This is a genomic window from Roseomonas sp. TF40 (assembly GCF_057219975.1).
Genome location: NZ_JBXVVR010000003.1, coordinates 288,926 through 311,964, shown reverse-complemented (window position 1 = coordinate 311,964; position 23,039 = coordinate 288,926). Strand labels below are relative to the sequence as shown.

Below are 23,039 nucleotides of genomic sequence, written 5' to 3'. Positions count from 1 at the left end.
CCGGGCCGTCAGGCCTCGGCGCGGATCATGTAGCCGGCGTTGCGCACCGTGTGGATCAGCGGCTTGTCGAAGCCCTTGTCGAGCTTGTGGCGCAGCCGGCTGACATGCACGTCGATCACGTTGGTCTGCGGATCGAAATGGTAGTCCCACACCTTCTCAAGCAGCATGGTGCGCGTCACCACCTGCCCGGCATGGCGCATCAGGTGTTCCAGCAGGCGGAATTCGCGCGGCTGGACATCGATCTTCTTGCCCGCGCGCGTCACCGTGCGGCTCAGCAGGTCGAGCTCGAGATCCGCCACCTTCAGCCGCGTGGTCGGCGCCTCGGCGGCCGGGCGGCGGCCCAGCGCCTCGACACGGGCCAGCAGCTCGGCGAAGGCGAAGGGCTTGGTGAGGTAGTCGTCGCCGCCGGCCTTGAGGCCCTTCACCCGCTCATCCACCGCACTCAGAGCGGAGAGGAACAGCACGGGCGTGCGGTTGCCCTGGCCGCGCAGAGTCTCGACCAGGCGCACGCCATCCACGCCGCCGGGCAGCATCCGGTCCAGCACCAGGATGTCGAAGCCCTCGGAGGCCGCCATGAACAGCCCGTCGCGGCCGTTCGGCGCGTGCTCCACCGTATGCCCGGCCTCATGCAGCCCCTTCTTCACGAAACGGGCGACCTCGGCATCGTCCTCGACCAGCAGGATTCGCATGGGGTTTTTCCAGTTCGACTCGGCCGGCCGAGATTACGGCGCGGGCAGGGCCACCTCAACCCTGACGAAACGCCGGCCTCACCCCTGGGGCTGCACGGGCCGGCGGCCGACCTGCACGGGCACGTCGGTGGGCCGGCCCTCCCGCAGGATGGACAGGCGCACGGTCTGGCCCGGCGGCACGGCGGCGATGGTGCGCACCAGGGCGCGGGAGGTATCCACCCGGTCGCCATTGATCGAGAGCACCACGTCGCCCTGGCGCAGCCCTGCCCGCGCCGCGGGGCTGCCGCGCTCGACGCCGGCCACCAGAACGCCGCGTGCCGCCGGCGCGCTGCCGCGACGGCCGACATCCTCGGGCGGCATGTCCTGCACCGCCACGCCCAGCCAGCCGCGCTCGACCCGCCCGCCATTGCGCAGCTGCTCGATCACGCCGCGCGCCATGTCGGAAGGCACGGCGAAGCCGATGCCGGCCGAGGCGCCGGAAGGCGAGTAGATCGCCGTGTTGATGCCGATCACCTCGCCCGCCATGTTGAACAGCGGCCCGCCGGAATTGCCCGGGTTGATCGGCGCATCGGTCTGGATGAAGTCGTCGAAGGGCCCGGCGCCGATCTCACGCCCGCGCGCCGAGATGATGCCGACCGTGATGGACCCGCCAAGGCCGAAGGGGTTGCCCGCCGCGAGCACCCAATTGCCCACCCGCATGGCGGCGGAGGAGCCGAGCGGCACGGAAGGGAGCGCGGTGCGTTCCTCGATGCGCAGCAGCGCGAGGTCCGTCAGCTCGTCCACGCCGACCACGCGCGCCTGGTATTCGCGCCCGTTCTGGAGTGCCACCAGCACGCGGGTGGCGTTGCCGATGACGTGGTTGTTGGTCACCACCAGTCCGCTCGGGTCGATGATGAAGCCCGAGCCCGCGCCCTGCATCTGCGGCCCCCGGCCACGCCGGTCGCGGAAGAAGCGTTCGAAGGGCGTGCCACGCATCTCGGGCGGGATCTCGGCACGGGCCTCGCCACTCACGGCGATATTCACCACGGCGGGCAGCACGCGCTCGGCGAGGTCCGCGAAATCCGGCAGGCCGCCAAGGGCGGCGCGCTGGGCGGTGGCGGGCGGCGCGGCGCAGCCGGTCAGCGGCAGCAGGGCAAGCAGGCCAAGGTCGCGGCGGCTGAGCGGACGGGACATGGAAGCTCCGGGTTCGGCGGACTGCTAAAGTGTCGCCGGAAGGCCCGGGCTTCAACCATCCGGGCGCGAAGGATCCTCCGGCCAGGCATGTTTCGGGTAGCGGCCGCGCATTTCCTTGCGCACCTCGGCCCAGCCGCCCTTCCAGAAACCGGCGAGGTCGCCCGTGACGGCGATGGGCCGCCCCGCCGGGCTCAGCAGCGCCACCTGCAGCGCGAGCCGCCCGCCGGCCAGCGGCGGCATGGCCGCGAGGCCGAACAGATGCTGCGCCCGGGCCTCGAGGGTCGGCGTCTCGCGGTCATAGTCGATGGCGGCCGAGCGCCCGCCGGGCAACTCGACCCGCGCGGGCATGCTGGCGTCGAGCCGGCGTTGCAGCTCATGCGGCAGCAGGGCGCGCAGCATCGCCGTGACGTCCAGCGCCTTCGCCTCGGTCAATTTCGTGCGGCCGGCGAGAAAGGGGGCGAGCCATTCCTGCACGCTCGCGCTGAGCGCGGCGTCGCTGACATCGGGCCAGGGCGCGCCTTCCAGCCGGTGCAGCCAGCGCAGCCGGGCGCGGAGTTGCTGCGCGGCTTGTGTCCAATCCAGCTCGCGGAAGCCCCGCTCGGCGAGCGCGGTGGCCAGGGCGGCGGCGATGGTGGCGGGGTCGGGCGTGGGCAGGATCTGCTCTTCCAGCACCAGCGGGCCGAAGCGCCGGCGCCGGCGCGCCAGCACCGCCCCGGCGCGGGCATCGAAGGCGGCGCTTTCCTCCCAGCGGAGACGCTCGGGGAAGCGCGCCTCCAGCGTGGCAAGGTCGAGGGGCGCGGCCATGCGGATGCGCGCCTCGGTGCCCTGGAGCTCCAGGTCGGCCACAGCCAGCAAAGGCGACTTGCCGAGCGGATCGGTCGCGGGCAGCCGGGCACCTTGGCCTGAAGCCAGACGAAACGCGCCATCCATCGTGCCGCGCCTGGCCGCGATGCGGTCCGGAAAGCCCGCGGCGAGCAAGGGCCCGGCCTCGCCCCCCGGCAGCGCATTGCCATGCAGGCGCAGCCGGCGCCGGTGCAGGGCGGCGGCGCGGCGGATGCGGTGGATGGTCGCGCCATCGGCGTTGGGGTGATCCGCGCCATGCAGCAATTCCAGGCGCAGATTGATGTCGGCCGGCGCCTCCCGCCCCCGGATGGGGTCGCGTTCCTCCAGCAGCGCGGCGAGGTCGGCGGCCAGCGCGGCCTCGCCCTCATCGGTCGCGGCCAGCATCATGCGCGCGAGGCGCGGATGCGTGCCCATCCGCGCCATGCCGCGCCCCATGGCGGTGATACGCCCATCACCATCCAGCGCATCGAGGTCGCGCAGCAGGCCGCGCGCGGCGGCCAGCGCCCCGGAAGGCGGGGGGTCGAGGAAGGGAAGGTCAGCCGGGGCCGCGCCCCAGGCGGCGCAATCGAGCGCGAGACCGGAGAGTTCGGCCTCCAGGATCTCGGGCCGGTCCTGCAGCGCGAGGCCGCGGTGCAGCGCCTCCGACCACAGGCGGATCGCGACCCCCGGCGCGGTGCGCCCCGCGCGGCCGGCGCGCTGCTCGGCCGCGGCCCGGCTGATCCGCACCGTCACCAGCCGCGACAGGCCCGAGGCCGGGTCGAGCCGCGGCGTGCGGCGGAAGCCCCCATCCACCACGATCCGCACGCCGGGGACGGTCAGCGAGGTCTCGGCGATCGAGGTCGCCAGCACGACCTTTCTTCTATCGGACGGATTCAAGGCCCGATCCTGCTCGGCAGGCGGCAATTCGCCGTGCAGCGGCAGCACCTCGGCGGCGATGCCCGAAAGCCGTTCGGCGGTGCGACGGATCTCGCCCCAGCCGGGCAGGAAGGCGAGCACATCGCCCGGATATTGCCCCAGCGCGGCCCGGATGGCGCCGGCCATGGCCTCGGGCAGGTCGCGCGGATCGGCGAGGTCGCGCGCGCGGTGCTCGACCTGCACGGGATAGGCGCGGCCGAGGCTCTCGATCACGGGCCCGCCCAGCAGATCCCGGAACCGGCCCACATCCAGCGTGGCCGACATCGCCAGCAGCCGCAGCTCGGGCCGCAGCGCCCGTTGGAGATCCAGGCAGAAGGCGAGCGCGAGGTCGGTGTCGAGGTTGCGCTCATGCGCCTCGTCGAAGAGCACGCCGGCCACGCCCTCCAGCCCCGGATCGGATTGCAGGCGGCGCACGAGCAGCCCCTCGGTCACCACCTCCACCCGCGTGCGGTCGGAGAAGGCGCGATCCAGCCGCGTGGCGAGGCCGATGGTCCCACCCGGCGCGGGCTCGCCCAGCAGATCCGCCATGCGGCGCGCGGCGGCGCGGGCGGCGACGCGGCGGGGCTCCAGCACCAGGATCCGGCCCTGCGCCGCCCAGGGCTCCGCCATCAGGGCGAGGGGTGCGAGCGTGGTCTTGCCCGCGCCCGGCGGGGCGACGAGCACGGCGTTGGAGCCCTCGGCCAGGGCGGCGCTCAGGCGCGGCAGGGCCTCGGAGACGGGCAGGTCGGGCAGTTCCATGTTGCGTGTCGTAGGGCACGGGGCGCGGCGAGGAAACAAAGCCCGGCAATGTTTCACCCGCGGTGAAATACGGCGCGACCCGCGACGTTATCGCCCCGGATGTTGCCGATACCCTGAAACCGTCGCCCGCCGCGCGACATTCGCGTGCAAGACAACACGGCGAAAACGCTTCCACGACGAGGCGCCCGACCGGGTGCCTCCCCCCCAAGGAAGCAGGAACCACCCCGATGCGCCCGATCTTCACCGCCGCCGCCGCCGCCCTGATGACCCTGGTGGCGCTGCCCGCCCTGGCCGCCCCCTCCGCCACCCGCGCCACCCAGGCCCAGGCCGCCAACATGTGCCGCAGCACCTGCGCCGCCGAGGCGATGAGCCGCCCGGGTGGCGCCACGCAGCAGGCCCTGGCCGCCTGCACCGTGCGCTGCGCCGCCGCGGCCTCCTTCGTCACGCAGCAGAACCGCAGCGGCACCGCCGAGGCGACCGGCCGCGGCCGCAGCGCCGCCCCGCTCGCCGCGCCCGTGGTGGCCGCCGCGCCGGCCGCCCCGGTTGCCCGGCCGGTGTCGATGAACACCGCCGCCCCCGCCGGCGGCGCCCGCCAGTCCATCGCGGTGATCTATGCCGGCCGCGCCCCCTCGGCCTCCTTCGGCATCTCGGCCGGCGGGACGGACCGCATGGCCGCCCACCAGATGGCCGAGCGCCAGTGCGCCGCCCGCGGCCAGGGCTGCCGGGTGGTGGCCGAATTCGCCGCTGCCTGCGGCGCGGTGGCGCATGGCATCCTGCGCAGCCCGCATGCGCTGTTCATCACCTCCGACCCCAACTCCTACGTCGTGACCTCGGCCTCGGGCGGCGCCGGTGCGACGCAGCAGGCCGCCGAGCAGCAGGCGATGGCCGAGTGCCGCTCCAAGGACCCCCGCGCCACCTGCCGCATCACCGCCGCGACCTGCGGCAGCCGCGGCTGACGCCTGGTGCCCTCAAGCGCCGGGCGCCCGCTCCGCGGGCTTGGCTCGCCGGACAGCCGGCGGGCGCCAGTCGGCGCCTCGGTCGGCTTCGCCGCCCGCCAGTGTTTCACACTTCGTCACTTCCGAAGGCACAGGAGGGGGGCGCCCAAGGGCGCCCCCTTCGTGCTATGAGGCGCGGGTGATGTTGCGTGCCCTGCCCCTGCTGCTCGGCCTGACCCTGGCCCTTCCCGCCCAGCTCTCTCCCGCCTTGGCGGTGGAAAGCCCGGCCGTGCGCTCGCCCCAGGCCAGCGCCACGCTGCTCGCCGATGTCGCCGCCATCGCCCCCGGCGAAAGCTTCCGCCTCGGGCTGCGGCTGCGGCTCGCGGAGGGTTGGCACAGCTACTGGCGCAATGCCGGCGATGCGGGCGCGCCGCCCGAGATCACCCTGACCCTGCCGGAAGGGGCCAGCGCCAGCGGCTTCCAGTGGCCCGCGCCCGAGCGCATCGCCTACGGGCCGCTGGTGAATTTCGGCTACAAGAACGAGGTCCTGCTGCCGTTGCCGGTCAGCGTGCCGGCCAGCCTGCGCCCCGGCGACAGCTTCGCGATCAGCGCCGAAGCCACCTGGCTGGTCTGCGCCGAGGTCTGCATCCCCGAGACGGGCAGCTTCACGCTCACCCTGCCGGTCGCCGCCCGCGCCGTCCCCTCGCCGCTGGCCGCGCCGCTCTTCGAGGCGGCGGAGGATCGCCTGCCGCGGCCCTGGATCGGCACCGCCCAGGCCGGCGCCAGCGCCGGGCGCGCCTCGCTCAGCCTGGGCGCGCCGCTGCTCGGCCCCGCCACGGTGCGCGACGCCTTCTTCTTCCCCGATGATCCGGGGGTGATCGACAACACCGCGCCGCAGCCGATCCGCGTGTCGCAGGGCGCGCTGACGCTGGGGCTGAGCCTCGCGCCGGGCGCCACCCCGGCGGCGCTGTCCGGCACACTGGTGCTGCGCGATGGCGGCGGGCAGCGGGCGGCCTTCACGCTCGAGGCCGGCATCGCGGGCCCCGCCCAGGGCATCGCCGAGACCTCCTTCCTGCTCGCCATCGGCCTCGCGCTGCTGGGCGGGCTGATCCTGAACCTGATGCCCTGCGTCTTCCCGGTGCTGGCGATGAAGGCGCTGGCGCTGGCCCGGCTGTCGGGCGGGGCGCGGGCCGAGGTGCGCGCCCATGCGGCGAGCTACACGGCCGGCGTGCTGCTGAGCTTCGCGGCGATCGGCGGGCTGCTGCTGGGCCTGCGCGCAGGCGGCAGCGCGGCGGGCTGGGGCTTCCAGTTCACCGAGCCCGCCTTCGTCGCGGGCATGGCCTGGCTGGTCATGGCGGTGGGGTTGAACCTGTCCGGCGTCTTCGCCATGGGCGGGCCGGTGGGCGCGGGGCAATCCCTCGCCGCACGGGGCGGGCATCTGGGCGCCTTCGCCACGGGCGGGCTGGCCGTGCTGCTCGCCACGCCCTGCACCGCGCCCTTCATGGCGGCCGCGCTGGGGGCGGCGCTGGTCATGCCCGCGCCGCAGACGATGGCGGTGTTCCTCGCCCTCGGGGCGGGGATGGCGGCCCCCTATGCGCTGCTGGGCGTCTTTCCCGCCCTGGCCGCGCGGCTGCCCCGGCCGGGACGCTGGATGGAGATCCTGCGCCAGGGCCTGGCTTTCCCGATGTATGCCACGGCCGCCTGGCTGGTCTGGGTGTTGGCGCAGCAATCCGGGCCGGAGGGCGTGATGTTCGGCCTGGCCGGCGCGGTGCTGCTCGCCGCCGGGCTCTGGGCGCTGGGCCAGGCGCAGCGGGCCGGGGCCGGGCGCGGGCGGATCGCCGGCGTGGCGGCGGCGGGGGTGGCGCTGCTCGCGGCGCTGGCGCTGCTGCCGCGCCTCTCCGCCGCGCCGGCCGTGGCCGCTGCGGCCGAGACGGGCGCCGAGCCCTGGTCCGAGGCACGGGTCGCCGCCCTGGTGGCCGAGGGCCGGCCGGTCTTCGTCAACGCCACCGCCGCCTGGTGCATCACCTGCAAGGTGAATGAGCGCGTGGCGCTCCGCACCGCGGCGGTGCAGGACGCCTTCGCGGCACGCGGAATCGCCTATCTCATGGCGGATTGGACGCGCGGCGACGCCGCCATTGGCGCCATGCTGCGCGCGCAGGGGCGCGATGGCGTGCCGCTCTACCTCTACTACGCGCCCGGATCGGCCGTGCCGGTGGTGCTGCCGCAGATCCTGACGGAATCGCTGCTGCTCGAGGCGCTGGGCGGGTAAACGCCGCGTTCACCTGTTGCGGCCCATCCTCGCGCGATGAAGCGCGCCCTGCTGTTTCTGTTGGCGAGCCTGCCCGCCGCGGCGCAGGAGCCCCCTGCCTGCACCCCGGCCCGCGCCGGCGCGGTGGCCTGCATGGCGGGCACGCTCTGCGAATGTCGCTTCGAGCGCGGCGGCAGCATCACCGGCACGGCGGATGGGCATCGCTGGAACTGCGGGATCCTTCGCCCCGCCTGCGGGGAGGCGGTGAACCCACCCGCCAACCTGCACCCGCAATCGCCCTGGATGATCCAGCCCGAGATCCTGGTGCAGCCGCAGATCATGCCACCGCCGGACCGGCGGCTGCGCGACTTCAGATGACCTGGTAGCGCGCCTTGGCCGCGCGCTCGATGGCGCCGGCGATCAGGCGATCGAGGTCGAGGCCGATGCGCAGATCCTGCAGGAATTCCAGCTCGGCCTGCGTCGCCTCGCCATCCGCGGCGCAGACCTCGCAGGCCAGCAGATAGGCGGTCTCGCGCAGGCGCATCGGCAGGGCGGCGTGGATCAGCGTCACGGCCTGGTCGATGCCATCCGCGCGGCGCAGCAGCTTGGCCACCGCATCGGTCACCGTCTCGATCCCCGTGCTGTTGAAGTCGGAGAAGGCCGGCAGTTCCTGCACCAGGCGCGACATCATCGCGAGTTCGGCATCCGACATCGGCCCATCCGCCACCGACATCAGCACCATGGCGCAGACCAGCGCCTCCTGCACGTTGAAGGGCGAGACATGAAGGTCGGCGCGGCTGGTCATGGCGGGTACTCCGAGGATGGCGCGGGTGTTCACTGGCAGGGGGCGCGGGTCAAGCGTCCGGCGTCTCGAGGAAGGCGCGGGTCTGGGCCACCGCCTCGGCCAGGCCCATCCGGTGCACCACCACCCCGGCCGGCAGCCCGGCCAGCAGGCGCGAGGGGCAGGAGCGGTCGAGCAGCACGAAGACGCCCTTGTCGTCGGCGCGGCGGATCAGTCGCCCGAAGGCCTGGCGCAGCCGGTAGCGGGCGATGGCGTCGTCATGCGCCTTGGGCTGGCCCTCGGAGAGATGCGTCCGGCGCTCCCGGTGCAGGATGGAGGGGCGCGGCCAGGGCACGCGGTCGAAGACCAGCAAACGCAGGGAGCGGCCGGGCACGTCCACGCCATCGCGCATCGCATCCGTGCCGAGCAGGCAGGAATGTTCCTCGGCGCGGAACACATCGACCAGCGTCGCATTGTCCATGGCGTCGAGATGCTGCGCGTAGAGTGGGATGCCGCGCTCCGCCAGCGGCTGGGCGATGCGCCCATGCACGTCGCGCAGCCGCCGCACGGCGGTGAACAGGCCGAGCCCCCCGCCGCCGGCCGCCAGGAACAGCGCGCGATAGGCAGAGGCGACCTGCGCCGGGTCCGCCTTGTTCACGTCATCCACCACGAAGGCGCGGGTATGGGTGGCATAGTCGAAGGGCGAGGCGACGGCGGCGCGGATGGCCGGGCTGGGCAGATGCGCCGCCCCGGTGCGGGATTCGGCGGCGCGCCAGACGGCTTCGGGGTCATCGTCAGTCGCGTCGGCCGCATCCCGCAGCGTGGCGGAGGTCACCAGCACGCCATGGGCGGGGGCGGCGACCACGGTGGCGAAGGGCTCGGTGGGGTCGAGGCTGTGGCGGTGCATGCCGCAATCCACCTCCCGCCCCTCGCGCCGGTCGAGCGCGAACCAATCGACATGTTGCGGGCGCATCCCCGGCGGGCGGGGCGATTCCTCGAGCATTCCCAGCATCGCGCCCCAGGCGGCGAGCGGGACCAAAGCGCGGCGCTCGATGCCGCGGCAGGCGGCCTCGATGCGGATGCGCAGGCCGACTTCCAGCTCCTCGGCCTCATCCTCCAGACGCGCCTGAAGCCGGTCATGCAACGCCTTGAGGGGCGTGTGCAGGGCAGAGAGCTTCTGGCGCAGCGTCGCACCAGCCGCGATCACCTCGGGGGCGAGGGGGTGGAGGTCGCATTCCAGCCCATAGCCGGCCTCCTCATCGCGCGCCCTGGCCAGGACCTGGCGCCGGGCAGCTCGTAAAAAGGTCTCGGTGGCGCCGTGCGGGTCCTCCTGCCGGTCATCGCCGAGGCGCGCGGCCCAGTTCGGCCCGGGCAGGGCGCGCGCGGCCTGCAGCGCTTCCTCCAGCGGCAGCAGCAGGTCGGCGCGGTCGCCGATGAGTTCCTCCAGCCGCCGTGCCAGGCCCCGCGCGCGGGAACGCCCGCCCTCCGCGCCCAGCAGCCAGCGGCGCAGCTCGGCCGTCTCGGCGCCGGTGAGTTCGGCGGAAAAGGCGGCGTCGGCGGCGTCGAACAGATGGTGCCCCTCATCGAAGACGAGGCGCAGCGGGCGGCCATCCTCGCCACCGCCGAGGGCGGCCTGGATCATCACCAGCGCATGGTTGGCGATGACCAGCGTGGCGCCGCGCGCGCGACGGATGGAGTGCTCGACGAAGCATTGCTTGTAGTGGCCGCAGGCGGAGTGGATGCACTCGCCGCGCCGGTCGGCCAGCGGCCAGACGGCATGCGCGCCGAAGAGTTCCACCAGCCAGCCGGGAAAATCCCCGCCCTGGAGGTCGCCATCGCGCGTCGCCAGCGCCCAGCGCGAAACCAGGGCGAGCGGCAGCAGCATGCCGGCCAGGGCGGCGCCGCCGGCCGCTTCCTCCATGTTCAGCAGGCAGAGGTAGTTCTCCCGCCCCTTGCGGACCACGACGCGGCGGCGGCGCTCCACCGGGTCGGGGTAGAGGCGCGCGGTTTCCTGGTCGATCTGGCGCTGGAGGTTGCGGGTGAAGGTGGAGATCCAGACCGGCGTCCCGTTGCGCTCCGCCCAGAGGCTGGCGGGGGCGACATAGCCGAGCGTCTTGCCCGTGCCGGTGCCGGCCTCGGCGAGGACGAAATGCGGCGTGCCGGGGGCTTCCCGCGCCTGGAAAGCGGCGGCGACGGCGGAGGCGTAGTCGGCCTGTTGCGGGCGTTGCTCGGCGCCCTCGCCCAGGATCTCGGCCAGGCGCCGGCGGGCCTCGGCGGGGGAGATGGGGTGGTGCGCGGGCGGGGGCGGGGGTGCCTCATCCTCCCAGTCCGGCAGGCGGCGCCAGACCTTCAGCGCATCGAGGGAGGGCTTGGCCTCGGGTTGGCCGAGGGCGGCGAGCACGCTCTCTGCCCAGGGCCAGCCGGATTCGGCGCCGAGCTTGGCGGCCAGCGCGGCGGCGTCCCGGTTCAGGGGCGCGTTGCGCCCGGCGGCGAGGTGCCGCAGCAGGGTGGTGGCGATCTCGGGCAGGAGCGCGGCGGCGGCCTCGTCATCCGCGGGCAAGGGCAGGTCGAGTGCGAGGGCCAGGCCGCGCGGCGTGGGCGCGGCGGGGCGGGCGGGCAGGCAGAAGGCGAAGAGTTCAAGCAGGTCGCAGGCCGGAAATCCGCCGATGCCCAGGCGCTTCGCGGTGGCCGGCGCGTGCACCACCATCGGCGGCGGCATCTCCCGCAACCGGCGCCCGAGTTGCAGCGCGGGCTCGGCGAAGATCTCGCCGTCAGGGGTCAGCAGCGTGCCGCGCCCGAAGCCCGCGATGAGGGCGGGGCTGTCGGGCAGCAGCAGGCGGGGCGCTTTGAGGGATTCGCTCGGGCGACTCATGCCGCCCTTATGGCAGCATGAGTCCCGTGAACAAACCGCGAAATAAGAAGAATGTTGTAGAGCACGAAATCCGTCCAAAAGGACGGATAGTGCTCTATGCGGGAACCTGCAGGGCCGGCATGCGCTCGGCGATCTGCACGGCGTTCAGCGCCGCACCCTTCAGCAGCTGGTCGCCGCAGACGAAGAGATCGAGGCCGTGATCGCCGAAGACGAGGCTCTGGCGGATGCGGCCCACTTCCACATCGTCCTTGCCGGTGGCGGAGAGCGCCATCGGGTAGCGCTTGGCCGCAGGCTCATCCACCACCACCACGCCGGCGGCGCGGGCCAGCACGGCGCGCGCGGCCTCGGGCGTGATCGGGCGCTCGGTCTCGATGGTGATGCTCTCGGCATGCACGCGCATGGTCGGGATGCGCACCGCGGTGCAGGAGATGGCGAGGCCCGGCAGACCCATGATCTTCCGGCTCTCCCAGGTCACCTTCATCTCTTCCTTGGTGTAGCCGTTGGGCTGGAAGACATCGATGTGCGGGATGACGTTGAAGGCGATGGGGTGGGCGAAGACCTCGTTGCGGGCGGGCTCGCCCTCATTCAGCACGCGCTTCGTCTCACGTTCGAGTTCGGCCATGCCCTCGGCCCCGGCGCCGGAGGTCGCCTGGTAGGAGGAGACGATGACGCGCTTGAGCCCGAAGGCCGCGTGCAGCGGCGCGAGGGCGACCACGGCGATGGCGGTGGTGCAGTTCGGGTTGGCGATCAGGCGGGACTCGCCGATGGCGTGCGCATTCACCTCGGGCACAACCAGCGGCACGTCATCCTCGAGCCGGAAGGCGGAGGAATTGTCCACCACCGCCACACCGGCCTCGACCAGCTTGCGGGCATATTGCTTGGCGAAATCGCCCGAGACGGCGAGCAGCGCGAGATCGAGGTCGCGCGCGCGCTCGAGGGTGAATTCCTCGATCGTCACGGCGCCGAAGGGGGTCTGCACGACCGTGCCGGCGCTGCGGCCCGAGGCGAAGAGGCGGAGTTTCGTCACCGGGAAGCGCCGCCGCCCCAGGACCTCCACCAGCTCCCGCCCCACCGCCCCGGTGGCACCGATCACGCCGACCCGCATTGTCCTCGTTCCTTGTTGAGGTTCATCGAAAGCGGGCGTGTAGCGCGAAACGGCGCGGCGCGAAACTGCCGCGCCCGCATGGCCGCGCTGCGCCTTCAGCCCAGCAGCACGACCTCGCCACTGTCGAGATCGTACTGCGCGGCGACGATGCGCAGCCTGCCCTGGCGGAGATGATCCGCGAGCACGGTGCTGGCGCTGCCGAGATGCGCGGCCACCCGGCGGGCATTGCCGCGCACCGCGAGGTCCATGCGCTGCTCCTCGGGCGCGGCCAGGGCGGCGATGGCGGCGGGCAGGATGGGCTGCACCATCTCGCCAATCCGTCCGGGCAGGTCCGCCCCCCCCTTGGCGAGGCCGAGCGCGGCCTCCACCGCGCCACAGCGCTCATGGCCCAGCACCATGACCAGCGGCGTGCCGAGCGCGGCCACGCCGTATTCCAGGCTGCCGATGGCGGCCGTATCGGCCGTGTTGCCGGCGTTGCGCACCACGAACAACTCGCCCAGCCCCGCGCTGAACACCAGTTCGGGCGCCACACGGCTGTCGGCGCAGGTCAGGATGGAGACGATGGGCGCCTGGCCCGCCGCGACCTGCGTGCGCCTGGCTTCGCCGAGCGAGGCGGAAGGCGGCGCATCGCCGGCGAGGAAACGCCGATTGCCCTCGGCCAGGCGGCGCAGCACCTCATCGGCGGTCAGCGCCGTCGGCGCGGTGCCGCCGGAGGCACGGGCTGGACCAAGCGGGGCGCAACACAGCGCGCCGAGCCCGGCGATCAGGCCGCGGCGGGAAAGGCCGAAGCGGGGCGTCGGGGCACCACACAGGCAGGCGGACATGGGCAATTGCTCCTCCACAGGGTGCCACTTGGCCACGAAATCCTTGCACGAAAGGTGAATTCGACGCCATGCGCGGCCGGGGTCGCCTGCGCCGCGGCGCGCACCTATAAGGGGGCACGCCCGCCACAACGGAGTTCCCGCCCCTCATGTCCTCCCCGATGCACGACCTCTCCACCGTGAAGGCCTGGCCCTTCGAGGAGGCGCGCAAAGTGGCCGAGCGCGTGCGGGAGAGCGGCAAGCAGGTGGCGCTGTTCGAGACCGGCTACGGCCCCTCCGGCCTGCCGCATATCGGCACCTTCGGGGAGGTCGCGCGCACCAGCTGGGTGCGCCACGCCTTCGGCCAGCTCACGGGCCTCTCCTCGCGCCTGCTCGCCTTCAGCGACGACATGGACGGGCTGCGCAAGGTCCCGGACAACGTGCCGAACAAGGAGATGCTGGCCCAGCATATCGGCCGGCCGGTGACGGCCATCCCCGACCCCTTCGGCACGCATGAAAGCTTCGGTCACCACAACAACGCAAGGCTGCGCGCCTTCCTGGACCGTTTCGGATTCGACTACGAATTCGCCTCCTCCTCCGACTATTACCGCTCGGGCCGTTTCGATGCCGCGCTGCTGGCGATGGCCGAGCGGCACGACGCCGTGCTGAAGGTGATCCTGCCCACGCTGGGCCCCGATCGCCGCGCCACCTACTCGCCCTTCCTGCCGATCCACCCGAAGACCGGCGTGGTCATGCAGGTGCCGATGGAAGAGGTCCGCGCCGCCGAGGACCTGCTGGTCTGGCGCGATCCCGAGAGCGGCGAGCGCTTCGGCACGCGCATCACCGGCGGGCATTGCAAGGCGCAGTGGAAGGCGGATTGGGCGCTGCGCTGGTATGCGCTCGGCGTGGATTACGAGATGTCGGGCAAGGATCTGATCGACAGCGTGCGCCTGTCCTCCGCCATCTGCCGCGTGCTGGGTGCCGCGCCGCCGGTCGGCTTCACCTATGAGCATTTCCTCGATGAGGAAGGCGGGAAGATCAGCAAGTCCAAGGGCAACGGGCTGACGGTGGAGGAATGGCTGCATTACGCGCCGGAGCAGAGCCTCAGCCAGTTCATGTACAACCAGCCCGGGCGCGCGAAGCGGCTGTTCTTCGATGTCATCCCGCGCGCCGTCGATGAATACCTGCAGAACCTGGAGAAGCTGCGCGCCGCGCCCTCGCCCGAGAACCCCGCCTGGCACATCCATGGCGGGGCGACGAACGACCCGGGTTCGCCGGTCTCCTTCGTCATGCTGCTCAACCTCGCCAGCGTCATCAACGCCACGCATCCCGACATGCTCTGGGGGTTCCTGCGCCGCTATGCGCCGGGGGCGAATGGGCAGACGCATCCGCTGCTGGCGCGGCTGGTGGAATATGCGGTCATCTACTACCGCGACCGCGTCGCGCCCACGAAGCAGCACCGCGCCGCCACGCCCCCCGAACGCGCCGCCTTCGAGGCGCTGGCCGCCGCGCTGCGCGAGCAGATCGGCAATCTCGAGGCCCTGCCGGTCGAGGAGCAGGCCCGCGCGATCCAGGACCTGGTCTATGATGCCGGGCGGCGCGAGCCGTTCCTGGTGCCCGGCAAGGATGGCCGGCCGGGCGTGGCCAAGGCCTGGTTCGACGCGCTCTACCAGGTGCTGCTCGGCCAGCCCGAGGGGCCGCGCTTCGGCGGCTTCGTGGCGCTGTACGGCATCGAGGCGACCATCGCGCTGATCGAGACCTCCCTCGCCCGGGACGCCGCCGCCGCATGATCGCCCTGCTGCGCCGCTATGGCATGACGGCGTTCGGGCTGCTGCTGCTCGGCGCCGCCGTGTGGGTGGTGCAGAAGGAATTCCGCAACCTCTCGGTGGCGGATGTGCGCGCCGCCCTCGATGCGATCCCGAACCAGACACTCTGGATCGCCGCCGGCTGGACGGTGCTCGCCTATGCGGTGCTGACCATCTACGACCGGCTGGGCAGCGTCTATGCCGGGCATCCGGTGAGCTACGGGCGAACCTCGCTCGCCTCCTTCTGCGCCTATACGCTGGCGCATAATCTCGGCTTCGCGGCGGTCTCGGGGGCGGCGGTGCGCTACCGCTTCTATGCCGCCTGGGGCCTGGCGCCGGTCGCGATCGCGAAGGTCGTTGCCTTCACCAGCCTGACCTTCGGCCTGGGCGGCTTCGCGCTGGGTGGCATGGTGCTGCTGATCGAGCCCGAGGTCGTGCCCGGCCTGGGCGAGCATGTGCCGCATTGGGTGATGCAGGGCCTTGGCCTGGTCATGTGGGGCCTGGTCATCGCCTACATCACGCTGTCGCGCATCAAGTCGCACATCACGGTGTTCCGCCACCGCATCGACCTGCCGGGCTTCCGCATGGCGCTCGCGCAGACGGTGCTGGCGAGCGTCGATGTCGCGATCACGGCGATGATCTTCTATTCGCTGCTGCCCGCGGCCGAAGGCCTGACCTTCGTGAAGTTCCTGGGCATCTACATCGCCGCCTATGTGGCGGGCATCGCGGCGAGCCTGCCGGGCGGCATCGGCGTCTTCGACGGCGCCATCCTGATCGGCCTGCAACCCTGGCTGAGCCCCGCGCAGGTGGTCGGCGCGCTGCTGGTCTTCCGGCTTTACTACTACATCATCCCGCTGTTCCTCGCGGGCATCCTGTTCGCGGGCTTCGAGATCGCGCAGCGCAAACATGTGCTGGTCCGCTTCGCCGCCGAGCAGCGCGTGGCGGATTCGCTGGAGGTGCCGGCCATCGCCGGGCTGGTGGGGCTGGGGGGCACGCTGCTGCTCTTCCTCGGCGCGCTGCCCTTCAAGCCCGCGGCGGTGGCCGATTGGGCGGGGGCGGAGGCCGCGCTCGCCTCGCAATTTGCGGCCTCGCTGATCGGCTCGCTGCTGCTGGTGATGGGCTATGGGCTGTTGCGCCGGCTCCGCCTGGCCTGGGGCGCGGGGGTGGCGCTGCTGCTGCTGGGCGCGCTGATCTGCTGGATGCGCGCCGATGCCTGGTGGCTCTGGTCGGCCTATCTGCTGGTGGCCGCCATGCTGGCGGGGCTGCGCAGCGCCTTCTACCGCCGCGCGCGGCTGGTGCGCGAACCGCTGGCGGCGGAAAGCGCCATTCCACTCGCCGTGGTGGCGACCTGCGCGCTGCTGCTGGCGAGTGTCTCCCTCGGCGGGCGGGTGGCGGAGGAGAGCTGGGTCGAGGTCGTCTTCTCCGAACAGGTGCCGGGCAACATGCGCTTCGCGGTCGGCCTCGCCGCCGTGCTGCTGCTGATCGGCGTGGTGCGGCTGCTGCGCCCCGTGCGCCTCCGCCCCGAACCCTGGACGGCGCAATCGCGCGCGCGGGTGAAGCGGCTCGGCGCCACCGCGCCCGAGATCGCCGATGGCGCGGTGTTCGGCGAGGCCGGGCGGGCCGGCTTCGCCTTCGTGAAGCGCGACGGCGTCTGGCTCGGCCTGGGCGACCCGGCGGGGGAGGAGGCGGACCGCGTCTCCGCCATCTGGCGCTTCCGCGACATGTGCGACCGCGCCGGCGTGGATGCGGCCTTCATGCGGGTCGGTACGGGGCTGCTGCGCGTCTATGGCGATATCGGGCTGACCGCCTTCGCGATGGAGGCCCCGCGCGATGGCTCCGCGCCGCGCTACCTGGTCTGCCGCGCCGAGCGCGACCTGGAGATCCTGCTGCCGCTGCTGCCGCAGGGCGAGGCGAGTTCAGCCGGGCGACGCTGACCTACTGGCTCGCCCAGACGATGCGGTGGATCCAGGCGAGTTCCGACAGGTCGAAGGCGTAGTTCGGATGCGCCGGGTTGAGCGAGGCCAGCTCCACCCGCCGGGCCGATTGGCGCAGCAGCTGCTTGGCCATCACCTCGCCCGCGCGGGTGCGCACCACCACGCGGTCGCCGCGCCGCACCGGCGCCCCGGGCGAGACGATCACCACATCGCCGTCGCGGAAGACGGGTTCCATGCTCTCGCCGCTGATCTCGAGCGCATAGGCGTTGGGGTCGGGTACGTCGGGCACCGAGATCTCGTCCCAGCCGCCGCCCACCGGATAGCCGCCATCGTCGAAGAAGCCATCGCTGCCCGCCTGGGCCAGGCCGATCAGCGGAATGCGCCGGGCGGCCGCCGTGCGCCCACCGCGCGGCATGGCGGGGGCGCCAGTGACCAGGGCGGAGAAGGTATCGAGACCCGCGCCCGTGGCCTCCAGCACCTTGGCGATGCTCTCGGTGGAGGGCCAGCGCGGGCGCCCATCCACGCCCTTGCGCTTGGAGGGGTTGAAGGCGGTGGCGTCGAGCTTGGCCCGGCGGGCGAGGCCCGAGGCCGAGAGCCCGTTCTCGGCGGCGAGCGCATCGATGGCGCGCCAGACATCCTCATGTCGCATGGAAGCCGGCCTCCCGAATGGCTGGGGTTGGGGTCGATTCGCGGTGAATTCCTATCCGCAGGACATCCTAGGTTTCGAGTCGCGATGCAATAGGAACTATTGCCTTGCAACCTAGACGCGAAATTGGTAAATCGGCGTTGTTCCTGATTTGTTCGCATCCGAGCAGGTCAACAGCGCAGAAGGACCCCCCGCCCCATGCCGCCTCTCACCGCCAACCGCACCCCCCTCCTCGTCAGCCTCGACCGCGCCCAGCCCTTCGCCTCGGCCGAGGAAGCCTGGTTCTGGACCATGGCCGCCCTGATCGCCCGGCGTGAGGGGGCCCGCCTCTCGGCCGGCAAGGGCGAGACCATCCGCCCCTGCGAGCCCGACGACGTGATCAAATGCCTCGACCGGCTCTACCGCCAGCGCCGGATCGAACTCAGCCACGCCCGCATCCTGCGCATCTGGGGCGAGCGCAACTGCACCCCCAATCCGCGCCTGCCCGGCGAGGGCGGCGACCACCGGCTGTGGGAGGAGGCGATGGAGCGGCTGGACTATCCGCTGCGCGCCAAGGGCATCGTCGCCGGGCCGCCGCGCGGCCTGGAAGCCCTTGCCGAAGCCAGCCACGCCGCCGGAACGCTCTCCATGGGCCGGGCCTGACCGTGACCCGCGGGCGCGTGACGCATCGGCACTTGGCCGCGCCGGAAGCCGGCCAGAAGCTCTGGATCGCCTTCGGCGGCGTGGCCGACCAGCCCTGGCTTCGGCTGCTCCGCCCGGGCTTCCGGCACTGCTTCGCGGCCCTGCAGGACGAAGCGGGCTGGACGGTGCTGGAGCCCCTCTCCGGCCGGCTGATGGTGGCGCGCCTGCCCGTCGCGCCCGGCTTCGACCTGCCGCTCTTCTACCGCCGGGCGGGGCTGCGCGTGCTCGGCCCCTTCGCCGCCGGCGAGCCCCGCGGCGCCAGCCTGCCCGCCTTCGCCCCGTTCAGCTGCGTCACGCTCTGCCGCGCGCTGATCGGGCCGGAGGCGCCCTTCGCCGTCACCCCCTTCGGCCTGTTCCGCGCCCTGGGGGGCGAGGCTGTTACAAAAGAATCTCCGGGAATTAGGAATAAAATCTTGACGCGGGTCGGCAACCCGCGCTAAGACACCCCTGCCACGGGGTGAGTTGCGCCCCGCGGTCTTCTCCCTCCCTGACCTCCTCCCGCCTTGAAGGCCCGTCCGGCATCCCCGGACGGGCCTTTCCTTTTGCCGGGCCGGTCAGCGGGAGCCCTTTCCAGCCGAAGGAGACGCGCATGGGTGGCCTGCTCAAGGCGCCGAAGCCCCAACCCGCGCCGGCCGCCGCCGCCCCCGACCCGGCCCCGGCCGCCGAGGCCACCGCCACCGCCGCCGAGACGGCAACGCGCGAGGCCCAGGCCCGCGCCACCGAACGTGCCCGCCGATCGCTGGCCGGCACCATCGTCACCTCCCCGCGCGGCGTGCTCGACCCCGCCCCCGCCTTCGCCGCCCGCAAGACCCTGCTGGGTGAATAGGCCCGCAGGCGCCGGGCGCGCGCTCTGCGCGGTCCGGCTGCAACCAGCGCCCGCCCCTTCGTCCGCTCCACGCCGCACAAGGACACCCGCATGACCCCCGAGGACGTGCTGAGCCGCCACGCCCGCGCGGCCGCCCGCCGGCGCCCGCTCGAGAGCACCTGGCAGGATTGCTACGACCACGCCCTGCCGCCGGTCGGCACCGCGCCGCTGTTCGACGCCACGGCGGCGGATGCGGCCGAGCAGCTGGCCTCCTCCCTGCTCGCCGAACTCACCCCGCCCTGGTCGCGCTGGTTCGGCCTGGCCCCCGCTCGGCACCTGCCCGATGCGCTGGCGGCGGAGATGGCGGCCGATCTGGAGATCGCCGCCGACACGCTGCAGGGGCATCTCGACCGCTCGAACTTCGCGCTCGAGATCCACCAGGCCTTCCTCGACCTCGTCGTCGCCGGCACCGGCGTGCTGATGGTGGAGGAAGCGCCCCCGGGCGAGGCCTCGGCGCTGCGCTTCCACGCCGTGCCGCTGCGCGACGCGGTGCTCGAGGAAGGCGCCTCCGGCCGGCTCGACACGGTGTTCCGCGTGCTGCGCCTCACCCCCGCCGAGCTGCTCGCCCGCTGGCCCGGTGCGAACATCGTGGTGCCGCGCGAGGAGACCGAGGCAGCGCGCAAGCTGCGCCTGGTCGAGGCCGCCTGGCCCGACCCGCGGCACGGGCACCGCTACGCCGTGGTCGTGGAGAGGGAAGAGGGCATCCCCGAACTGCTCGCCGAGGGGCTGTTCGCGGAGAATCCCTTCGTCGCCTTCCGCTGGCTGAAGGTGCCCGGCGAGACCTATGGCCGCGGCCCGGTGCAGAAGGCGCTGCCGGACATCCGCACCGCCAACAAGGTGGTCGAGCTGATTCTGAAGAACGCCTCCATCGCCGCCACCGGCATGTGGATGGCCGAGGATGACGGGGTGCTGAACCCCGCCACGATCCGCCTCGTCCCCGGGGCGATCATCCCCAAGGCGCCCGGTTCCTCCGGCCTCACGCCGCTGGCGGCGGCGGGGGATTTCGACGTCTCGCAGCTGGTGCTGGACGATCTGCGCGCGCGCATCCGCGCCGCCCTGCTCGCCGACCGCATCGCGGCCTCCGAGAAGCCGGGCATGACGGCGACCGAGGTGCTGGAACGCGGCGCGCAGGCGGCGCGGCTGCTGGGGGCCACCTATGGCCGCCTGCAGGCCGAGCTGCTGAGCCCGCTGGTGGCGCGCTGCCTCGCCATCCTGCGCCGGCGGGGCGAGATCGGCTGCGGGGCGGAGGCGGCGCGCCTGACCTACGCCTCGCCGCTCGCCCGCGTGCAGGCCCGCGCCGATGCGGCCGAGACGCTGCTCTTCCTCCAGGCCGTGGGTGGCCTGGGGGCGGAGGCGAAGGCGGTGCTCGACGGCCCCGCCGCCGTGCGGCTGCTCGCCCGCACCCTCGGCGTGCCGGGCGAGATTCTCCGTGCGCCCGAAACCCTCCCCGCAACCCCGATTGAGGAGTGAGCCCCGCTCATGCCCGAGGATCTGTTGACTGCCGCGGCCGAGCCGCAAGCCCGCACGGCCCGCCCGGCCGAAATCCCGCAGAAATTCTGGGACGAGGTGGCGGGCGAGCTGCGCGTGGACGCGCTGCTGAAATCCTACATCGAGCTGGAGCGCCGCCTCTCCCAGCGCGTGACCCCGCCGGGCGACGACGCGCCGGAGGAGGACCGCAGCCGCTGGCGCCAGATGCTGGGCATCCCCGACAGCCCCGAAGGCTATGCGCTGACGCCGCCGAGCGAGATCCTGACCCCCGATCCGGAGGTGAACAAGCGCCTGCACGAGGCCGGCTTCACGCCGCGCCAGGCGCAGCTGGTCTACGACCTGGCCGCCGAGCGGCTGCTGCCGCTGATCGCCGAGGCCGCCGCCGAGTTCGAGGCCGGCAAGCAGCTGGAGAAGCTGCGCGCGCATTTCGGCGGCGAGGAACGCTTCCGTCGCATCGCCGGGCAGATCTCGACCTGGGGCCGCGCCAACCTCCCCGACGCCGTCTTCACCGCGCTGTCCAGCACGGCCGAAGGCGTGGTCGCCATGTCGCGCATGATGGAGGCGAAGGAGCCGCCCTTGTCGCGCGAGGCGGAGGTGGAGCGCGGCCCCGATGAGGCCGAGCTGCGCCGGATGATGCGCGACCCGCGCTACTGGCGCTCACGCGACCCGGCCTTCGTCAACCGCGTGACCGAGGGCTTTCGCAGGCTGGTCGGTTCCTGAGCTGCCGGCCGTGCGTCGCCGCGTGATGGCGGCCTGAGACGCCCGGCTGGCCGGGCGGGTGGTTGAGCGTCCCCGGCTCCCACCCGCCCCACGACTTCGCCCGCGAACAACCGGCCCGCCGGCCGCGGGACCCTGAGGCGCGCACCGGCCCGTGAGGGAGAACCGGGCGCGCGCATCGCCTCCCTTGAACCCCACGCACACAGGAGGGCGCCATGCCCACCAGCACCCAGATCGACGCCGTCTTCACCGCCCAGTTCCAGGCCGAAGTGCATGAGGCCTATCAGCGCCAGGGCAGCAAGCTGCGCCCCACCGTGCGCTCCAAGACCGGCATCGCCGGCTCCTCCACCTTCTTCCCGAAGGTCGGCAAGGGCACGGCCCAGGCCAAGACGCGCCACGGCGCCGTGCCGGTGATGAACCTCGAGCACGCGCAGGTGGAATGCGTGCTGCAGGACTACTACGCCGGCGACTGGATCGACCGGCTCGATGAGCTCAAGACCAACCTCGATGAGCGCAGCGTCATCGCCAATGCCGGCGCCTTCGCGCTGGGGCGCAAGACCGATGAGCTGATCATCGCGGCCCTCGACACCGCGACGCGCGAGGCGATCGGCACCGCCGCCGGCACCACGGACTCTGACCGCCTGACGAAGGAGAAGGTGCTGCTCGCCTTCGAGATGATGGGCGCGGCCGACGTGCCCGATGACGGCAACCGTTTCGCCGTCGTCGGCTGGAAGCAGTGGAGCGACCTCCTGGCGATCGACGAGTTCAGCTCGGCCGACTTCATCGGCGACGACGCGCTGCCCTGGAAGGGGACGCAGGCGAAGCGCTGGCTGGGCGCGACCTGGATGCCGCATTCCGGCCTGACCAAGTCGGGCGCGCTGCGCTACTGCTACTTCTACCACAAGACCGCGATCGGCCACGCCGCCGCGGCCGAGGTGGAAAGCGACATCACCTGGCATGGCGACCGTGCGGCGCATTTCGTCGCCAACATGATGAGCCAGGGCGCGGTGCTGGTCGATGACCTCGGTGTCGTGCGGATGCGCGCGGCGGAATAGTCGCGGATGCGCGCGGCCGAGTGAGGTGTGAAAGCCCTCTCCCCCTGCTTGGGGGAGAGGGTTGGGTGAGGGGGCTAGCTGCGTCCCCCGCCTCGAAGCCCCCTCACCCTGCCCTCTCCCCCATGCGGGGGAGAGGGTTCTTCATTTCCATTCTCCCCAGATACGGACGGACAAGATGGCCCTCACCGCCCTCGCGCTCTGCTCGCGCGCCCTGCTGCGCATCGGCGCCCAGCCCGTGGCCTCGCTCGACGAAGGCACGGCGGAGGCGGAGGTGGCAGCCAACCTCTATGCGCCGATCCGCGACGCACTGCTCTCCGCCCATCCCTGGTCCTTCGCCACCGGCCAGGCCGCGCTGCCGCGCCTGGTCGCGCGCCCGCAGGCAGACATGGCCTATGCCTTCCAGCTGCCGCCGGGCTTCCTGCGCGCGCTCTCCGCCGGCACGGGCGATCGCGGCCGCGGCGTGCCCTATCGCATCCAGGAAGATCGCCTCCACGCGGATGCCGAAGCCGTGGTGCTGACCTACATCTTCCGCCCCGACGAAAGCGCCTTCCCGCCCTTCTTCGCGCAGGCGCTGGCCGCGCGCCTCGCTGCCGAATTCTGCCTGCCGCTGACCGAAAGCGCCTCGCGCGCCGAGATGCTGTTCCGCCTGGCGGAGAGCGAGCTGCGAAGCGCGCGCCAGATCGACAGCCAGCAGGACACGCCGCGCGGCATCGAGGACTTCCCCCTTGTCTCGGTGCGGGGCTGACGCG

General features: G+C 72.7%; 20 protein-coding genes. 12 read left to right on the top strand and 8 right to left on the bottom strand.

Features of this window, described 5'->3' with window-relative positions; all coding sequences use genetic code 11:
• Positions 1 to 8: 8 nt before the first annotated feature.
• The 3 genes from AC2D9U_RS11380 to hrpB all read right to left on the bottom strand — a co-directional run bounded on the left by AC2D9U_RS11380 (position 9) and on the right by hrpB (position 4,358).
• A complete protein-coding gene (locus AC2D9U_RS11380; protein WP_484748965.1) occupies positions 9 to 689 on the bottom strand; it encodes a winged helix-turn-helix domain-containing protein in 681 nt (226 codons plus the stop codon).
• A gap of 78 nt (positions 690 to 767) precedes the next feature.
• Entirely contained in the window at positions 768 to 1,862 is a 1,095-nt protein-coding gene (locus AC2D9U_RS11375; RefSeq protein WP_484748961.1) for a S1C family serine protease, read from the bottom strand.
• A 51-nt stretch (positions 1,863 to 1,913) separates the two neighbouring features.
• Complete coding sequence (gene hrpB / locus AC2D9U_RS11370; protein WP_484748957.1) at positions 1,914 to 4,358, bottom strand: ATP-dependent helicase HrpB; 2,445 nt, start codon at positions 4,356 to 4,358, stop codon at positions 1,914 to 1,916.
• 227 nt (positions 4,359 to 4,585) lie between these two features.
• Here hrpB and AC2D9U_RS11365 point away from each other — a divergent pair, with 227 nt between their 5' ends.
• The 3 genes from AC2D9U_RS11365 (at position 4,586) to AC2D9U_RS11355 (ending at position 7,919) form a co-directional block, all read left to right on the top strand.
• Complete coding sequence (locus AC2D9U_RS11365) at positions 4,586 to 5,314, top strand: DUF4189 domain-containing protein (protein WP_484748954.1); 729 nt, start codon at positions 4,586 to 4,588, stop codon at positions 5,312 to 5,314.
• Between the two features lie 181 nt (positions 5,315 to 5,495).
• Positions 5,496 to 7,562, top strand: coding sequence for a protein-disulfide reductase DsbD family protein (locus tag AC2D9U_RS11360; RefSeq protein ID WP_484748950.1), 2,067 nt, complete (start codon positions 5,496 to 5,498; stop codon positions 7,560 to 7,562).
• Positions 7,563 to 7,598: 36 nt separating this feature from the next.
• A complete protein-coding gene (locus tag AC2D9U_RS11355; RefSeq protein ID WP_484748947.1) occupies positions 7,599 to 7,919 on the top strand; it encodes a hypothetical protein in 321 nt (106 codons plus the stop codon).
• On the opposite strand, the gene AC2D9U_RS11350 is transcribed toward AC2D9U_RS11355, so the two are convergent.
• The 4 genes from AC2D9U_RS11350 to AC2D9U_RS11335 form a co-directional block, all read right to left on the bottom strand.
• Positions 7,912 to 8,346: a tellurite resistance TerB family protein gene (locus AC2D9U_RS11350; protein ID WP_484748944.1), complete on the bottom strand. Its 435-nt coding sequence runs from the start codon at positions 8,344 to 8,346 to the stop codon at positions 7,912 to 7,914. The two genes, AC2D9U_RS11355 and AC2D9U_RS11350, sit on opposite strands and share 8 nt — an antisense overlap.
• Before the next feature lie 49 nt (positions 8,347 to 8,395).
• Positions 8,396 to 11,194, bottom strand: coding sequence for an ATP-dependent DNA helicase (locus AC2D9U_RS11345; RefSeq protein ID WP_484748941.1), 2,799 nt, complete (start codon positions 11,192 to 11,194; stop codon positions 8,396 to 8,398).
• Positions 11,195 to 11,288: 94 nt separating this feature from the next.
• On the bottom strand, positions 11,289 to 12,299 hold the full coding sequence (locus AC2D9U_RS11340) for an aspartate-semialdehyde dehydrogenase (protein ID WP_484748938.1): 1,011 nt from the start codon (positions 12,297 to 12,299) through the stop codon (positions 11,289 to 11,291).
• Positions 12,300 to 12,394: 95 nt separating this feature from the next.
• On the bottom strand, positions 12,395 to 13,123 hold the full coding sequence (locus AC2D9U_RS11335) for a carbonic anhydrase (protein ID WP_484748935.1): 729 nt from the start codon (positions 13,121 to 13,123) through the stop codon (positions 12,395 to 12,397).
• Positions 13,124 to 13,281: 158 nt separating this feature from the next.
• Here AC2D9U_RS11335 and AC2D9U_RS11330 point away from each other — a divergent pair, with 158 nt between their 5' ends.
• Positions 13,282 to 14,889 carry a lysine--tRNA ligase gene (locus tag AC2D9U_RS11330; RefSeq protein WP_484748933.1) on the top strand — a complete coding sequence of 536 codons (1,608 nt, stop codon included), beginning with the start codon at positions 13,282 to 13,284 and terminating at the stop codon, positions 14,887 to 14,889.
• Positions 14,886 to 16,838, top strand: a complete 1,953-nt coding sequence (locus tag AC2D9U_RS11325; RefSeq protein WP_484748930.1) for a lysylphosphatidylglycerol synthase domain-containing protein — start codon at positions 14,886 to 14,888, stop codon at positions 16,836 to 16,838. Before AC2D9U_RS11330 ends, AC2D9U_RS11325 begins: the two co-directional genes overlap by 4 nt.
• Position 16,839: 1 nt before the next feature.
• Here the strand turns inward: AC2D9U_RS11325 and AC2D9U_RS11320 are convergent, their stop codons facing one another.
• Entirely contained in the window at positions 16,840 to 17,487 is a 648-nt protein-coding gene (locus AC2D9U_RS11320; protein WP_484748928.1) for a S24 family peptidase, read from the bottom strand.
• 195 nt (positions 17,488 to 17,682) lie between these two features.
• Here AC2D9U_RS11320 and AC2D9U_RS11315 point away from each other — a divergent pair, with 195 nt between their 5' ends.
• The 7 genes from AC2D9U_RS11315 to AC2D9U_RS11285 all read left to right on the top strand — a co-directional run bounded on the left by AC2D9U_RS11315 (position 17,683) and on the right by AC2D9U_RS11285 (position 23,035).
• Positions 17,683 to 18,126 (top strand): hypothetical protein, encoded by a 444-nt coding sequence (locus AC2D9U_RS11315; RefSeq protein ID WP_484748926.1) that lies wholly within the window; start codon positions 17,683 to 17,685, stop codon positions 18,124 to 18,126.
• A gap of 2 nt (positions 18,127 to 18,128) precedes the next feature.
• Complete coding sequence (locus tag AC2D9U_RS11310) at positions 18,129 to 18,605, top strand: hypothetical protein (RefSeq protein ID WP_484748925.1); 477 nt, start codon at positions 18,129 to 18,131, stop codon at positions 18,603 to 18,605.
• 149 nt (positions 18,606 to 18,754) lie between these two features.
• On the top strand, positions 18,755 to 18,991 hold the full coding sequence (locus tag AC2D9U_RS11305) for a hypothetical protein (RefSeq protein ID WP_484748922.1): 237 nt from the start codon (positions 18,755 to 18,757) through the stop codon (positions 18,989 to 18,991).
• Positions 18,992 to 19,081: 90 nt separating this feature from the next.
• Positions 19,082 to 20,500, top strand: coding sequence for a portal protein (locus AC2D9U_RS11300; RefSeq protein WP_484748920.1), 1,419 nt, complete (start codon positions 19,082 to 19,084; stop codon positions 20,498 to 20,500).
• Between the two features lie 9 nt (positions 20,501 to 20,509).
• A complete protein-coding gene (locus AC2D9U_RS11295) occupies positions 20,510 to 21,238 on the top strand; it encodes a capsid assembly protein (protein WP_484748918.1) in 729 nt (242 codons plus the stop codon).
• A gap of 212 nt (positions 21,239 to 21,450) precedes the next feature.
• Positions 21,451 to 22,290, top strand: a complete 840-nt coding sequence (locus AC2D9U_RS11290) for a phage capsid protein (protein WP_484748916.1) — start codon at positions 21,451 to 21,453, stop codon at positions 22,288 to 22,290.
• Between the two features lie 175 nt (positions 22,291 to 22,465).
• Complete coding sequence (locus tag AC2D9U_RS11285; RefSeq protein ID WP_484748914.1) at positions 22,466 to 23,035, top strand: phage connector family protein; 570 nt, start codon at positions 22,466 to 22,468, stop codon at positions 23,033 to 23,035.
• The last annotated feature ends 4 nt before the right edge of the window (positions 23,036 to 23,039 follow it).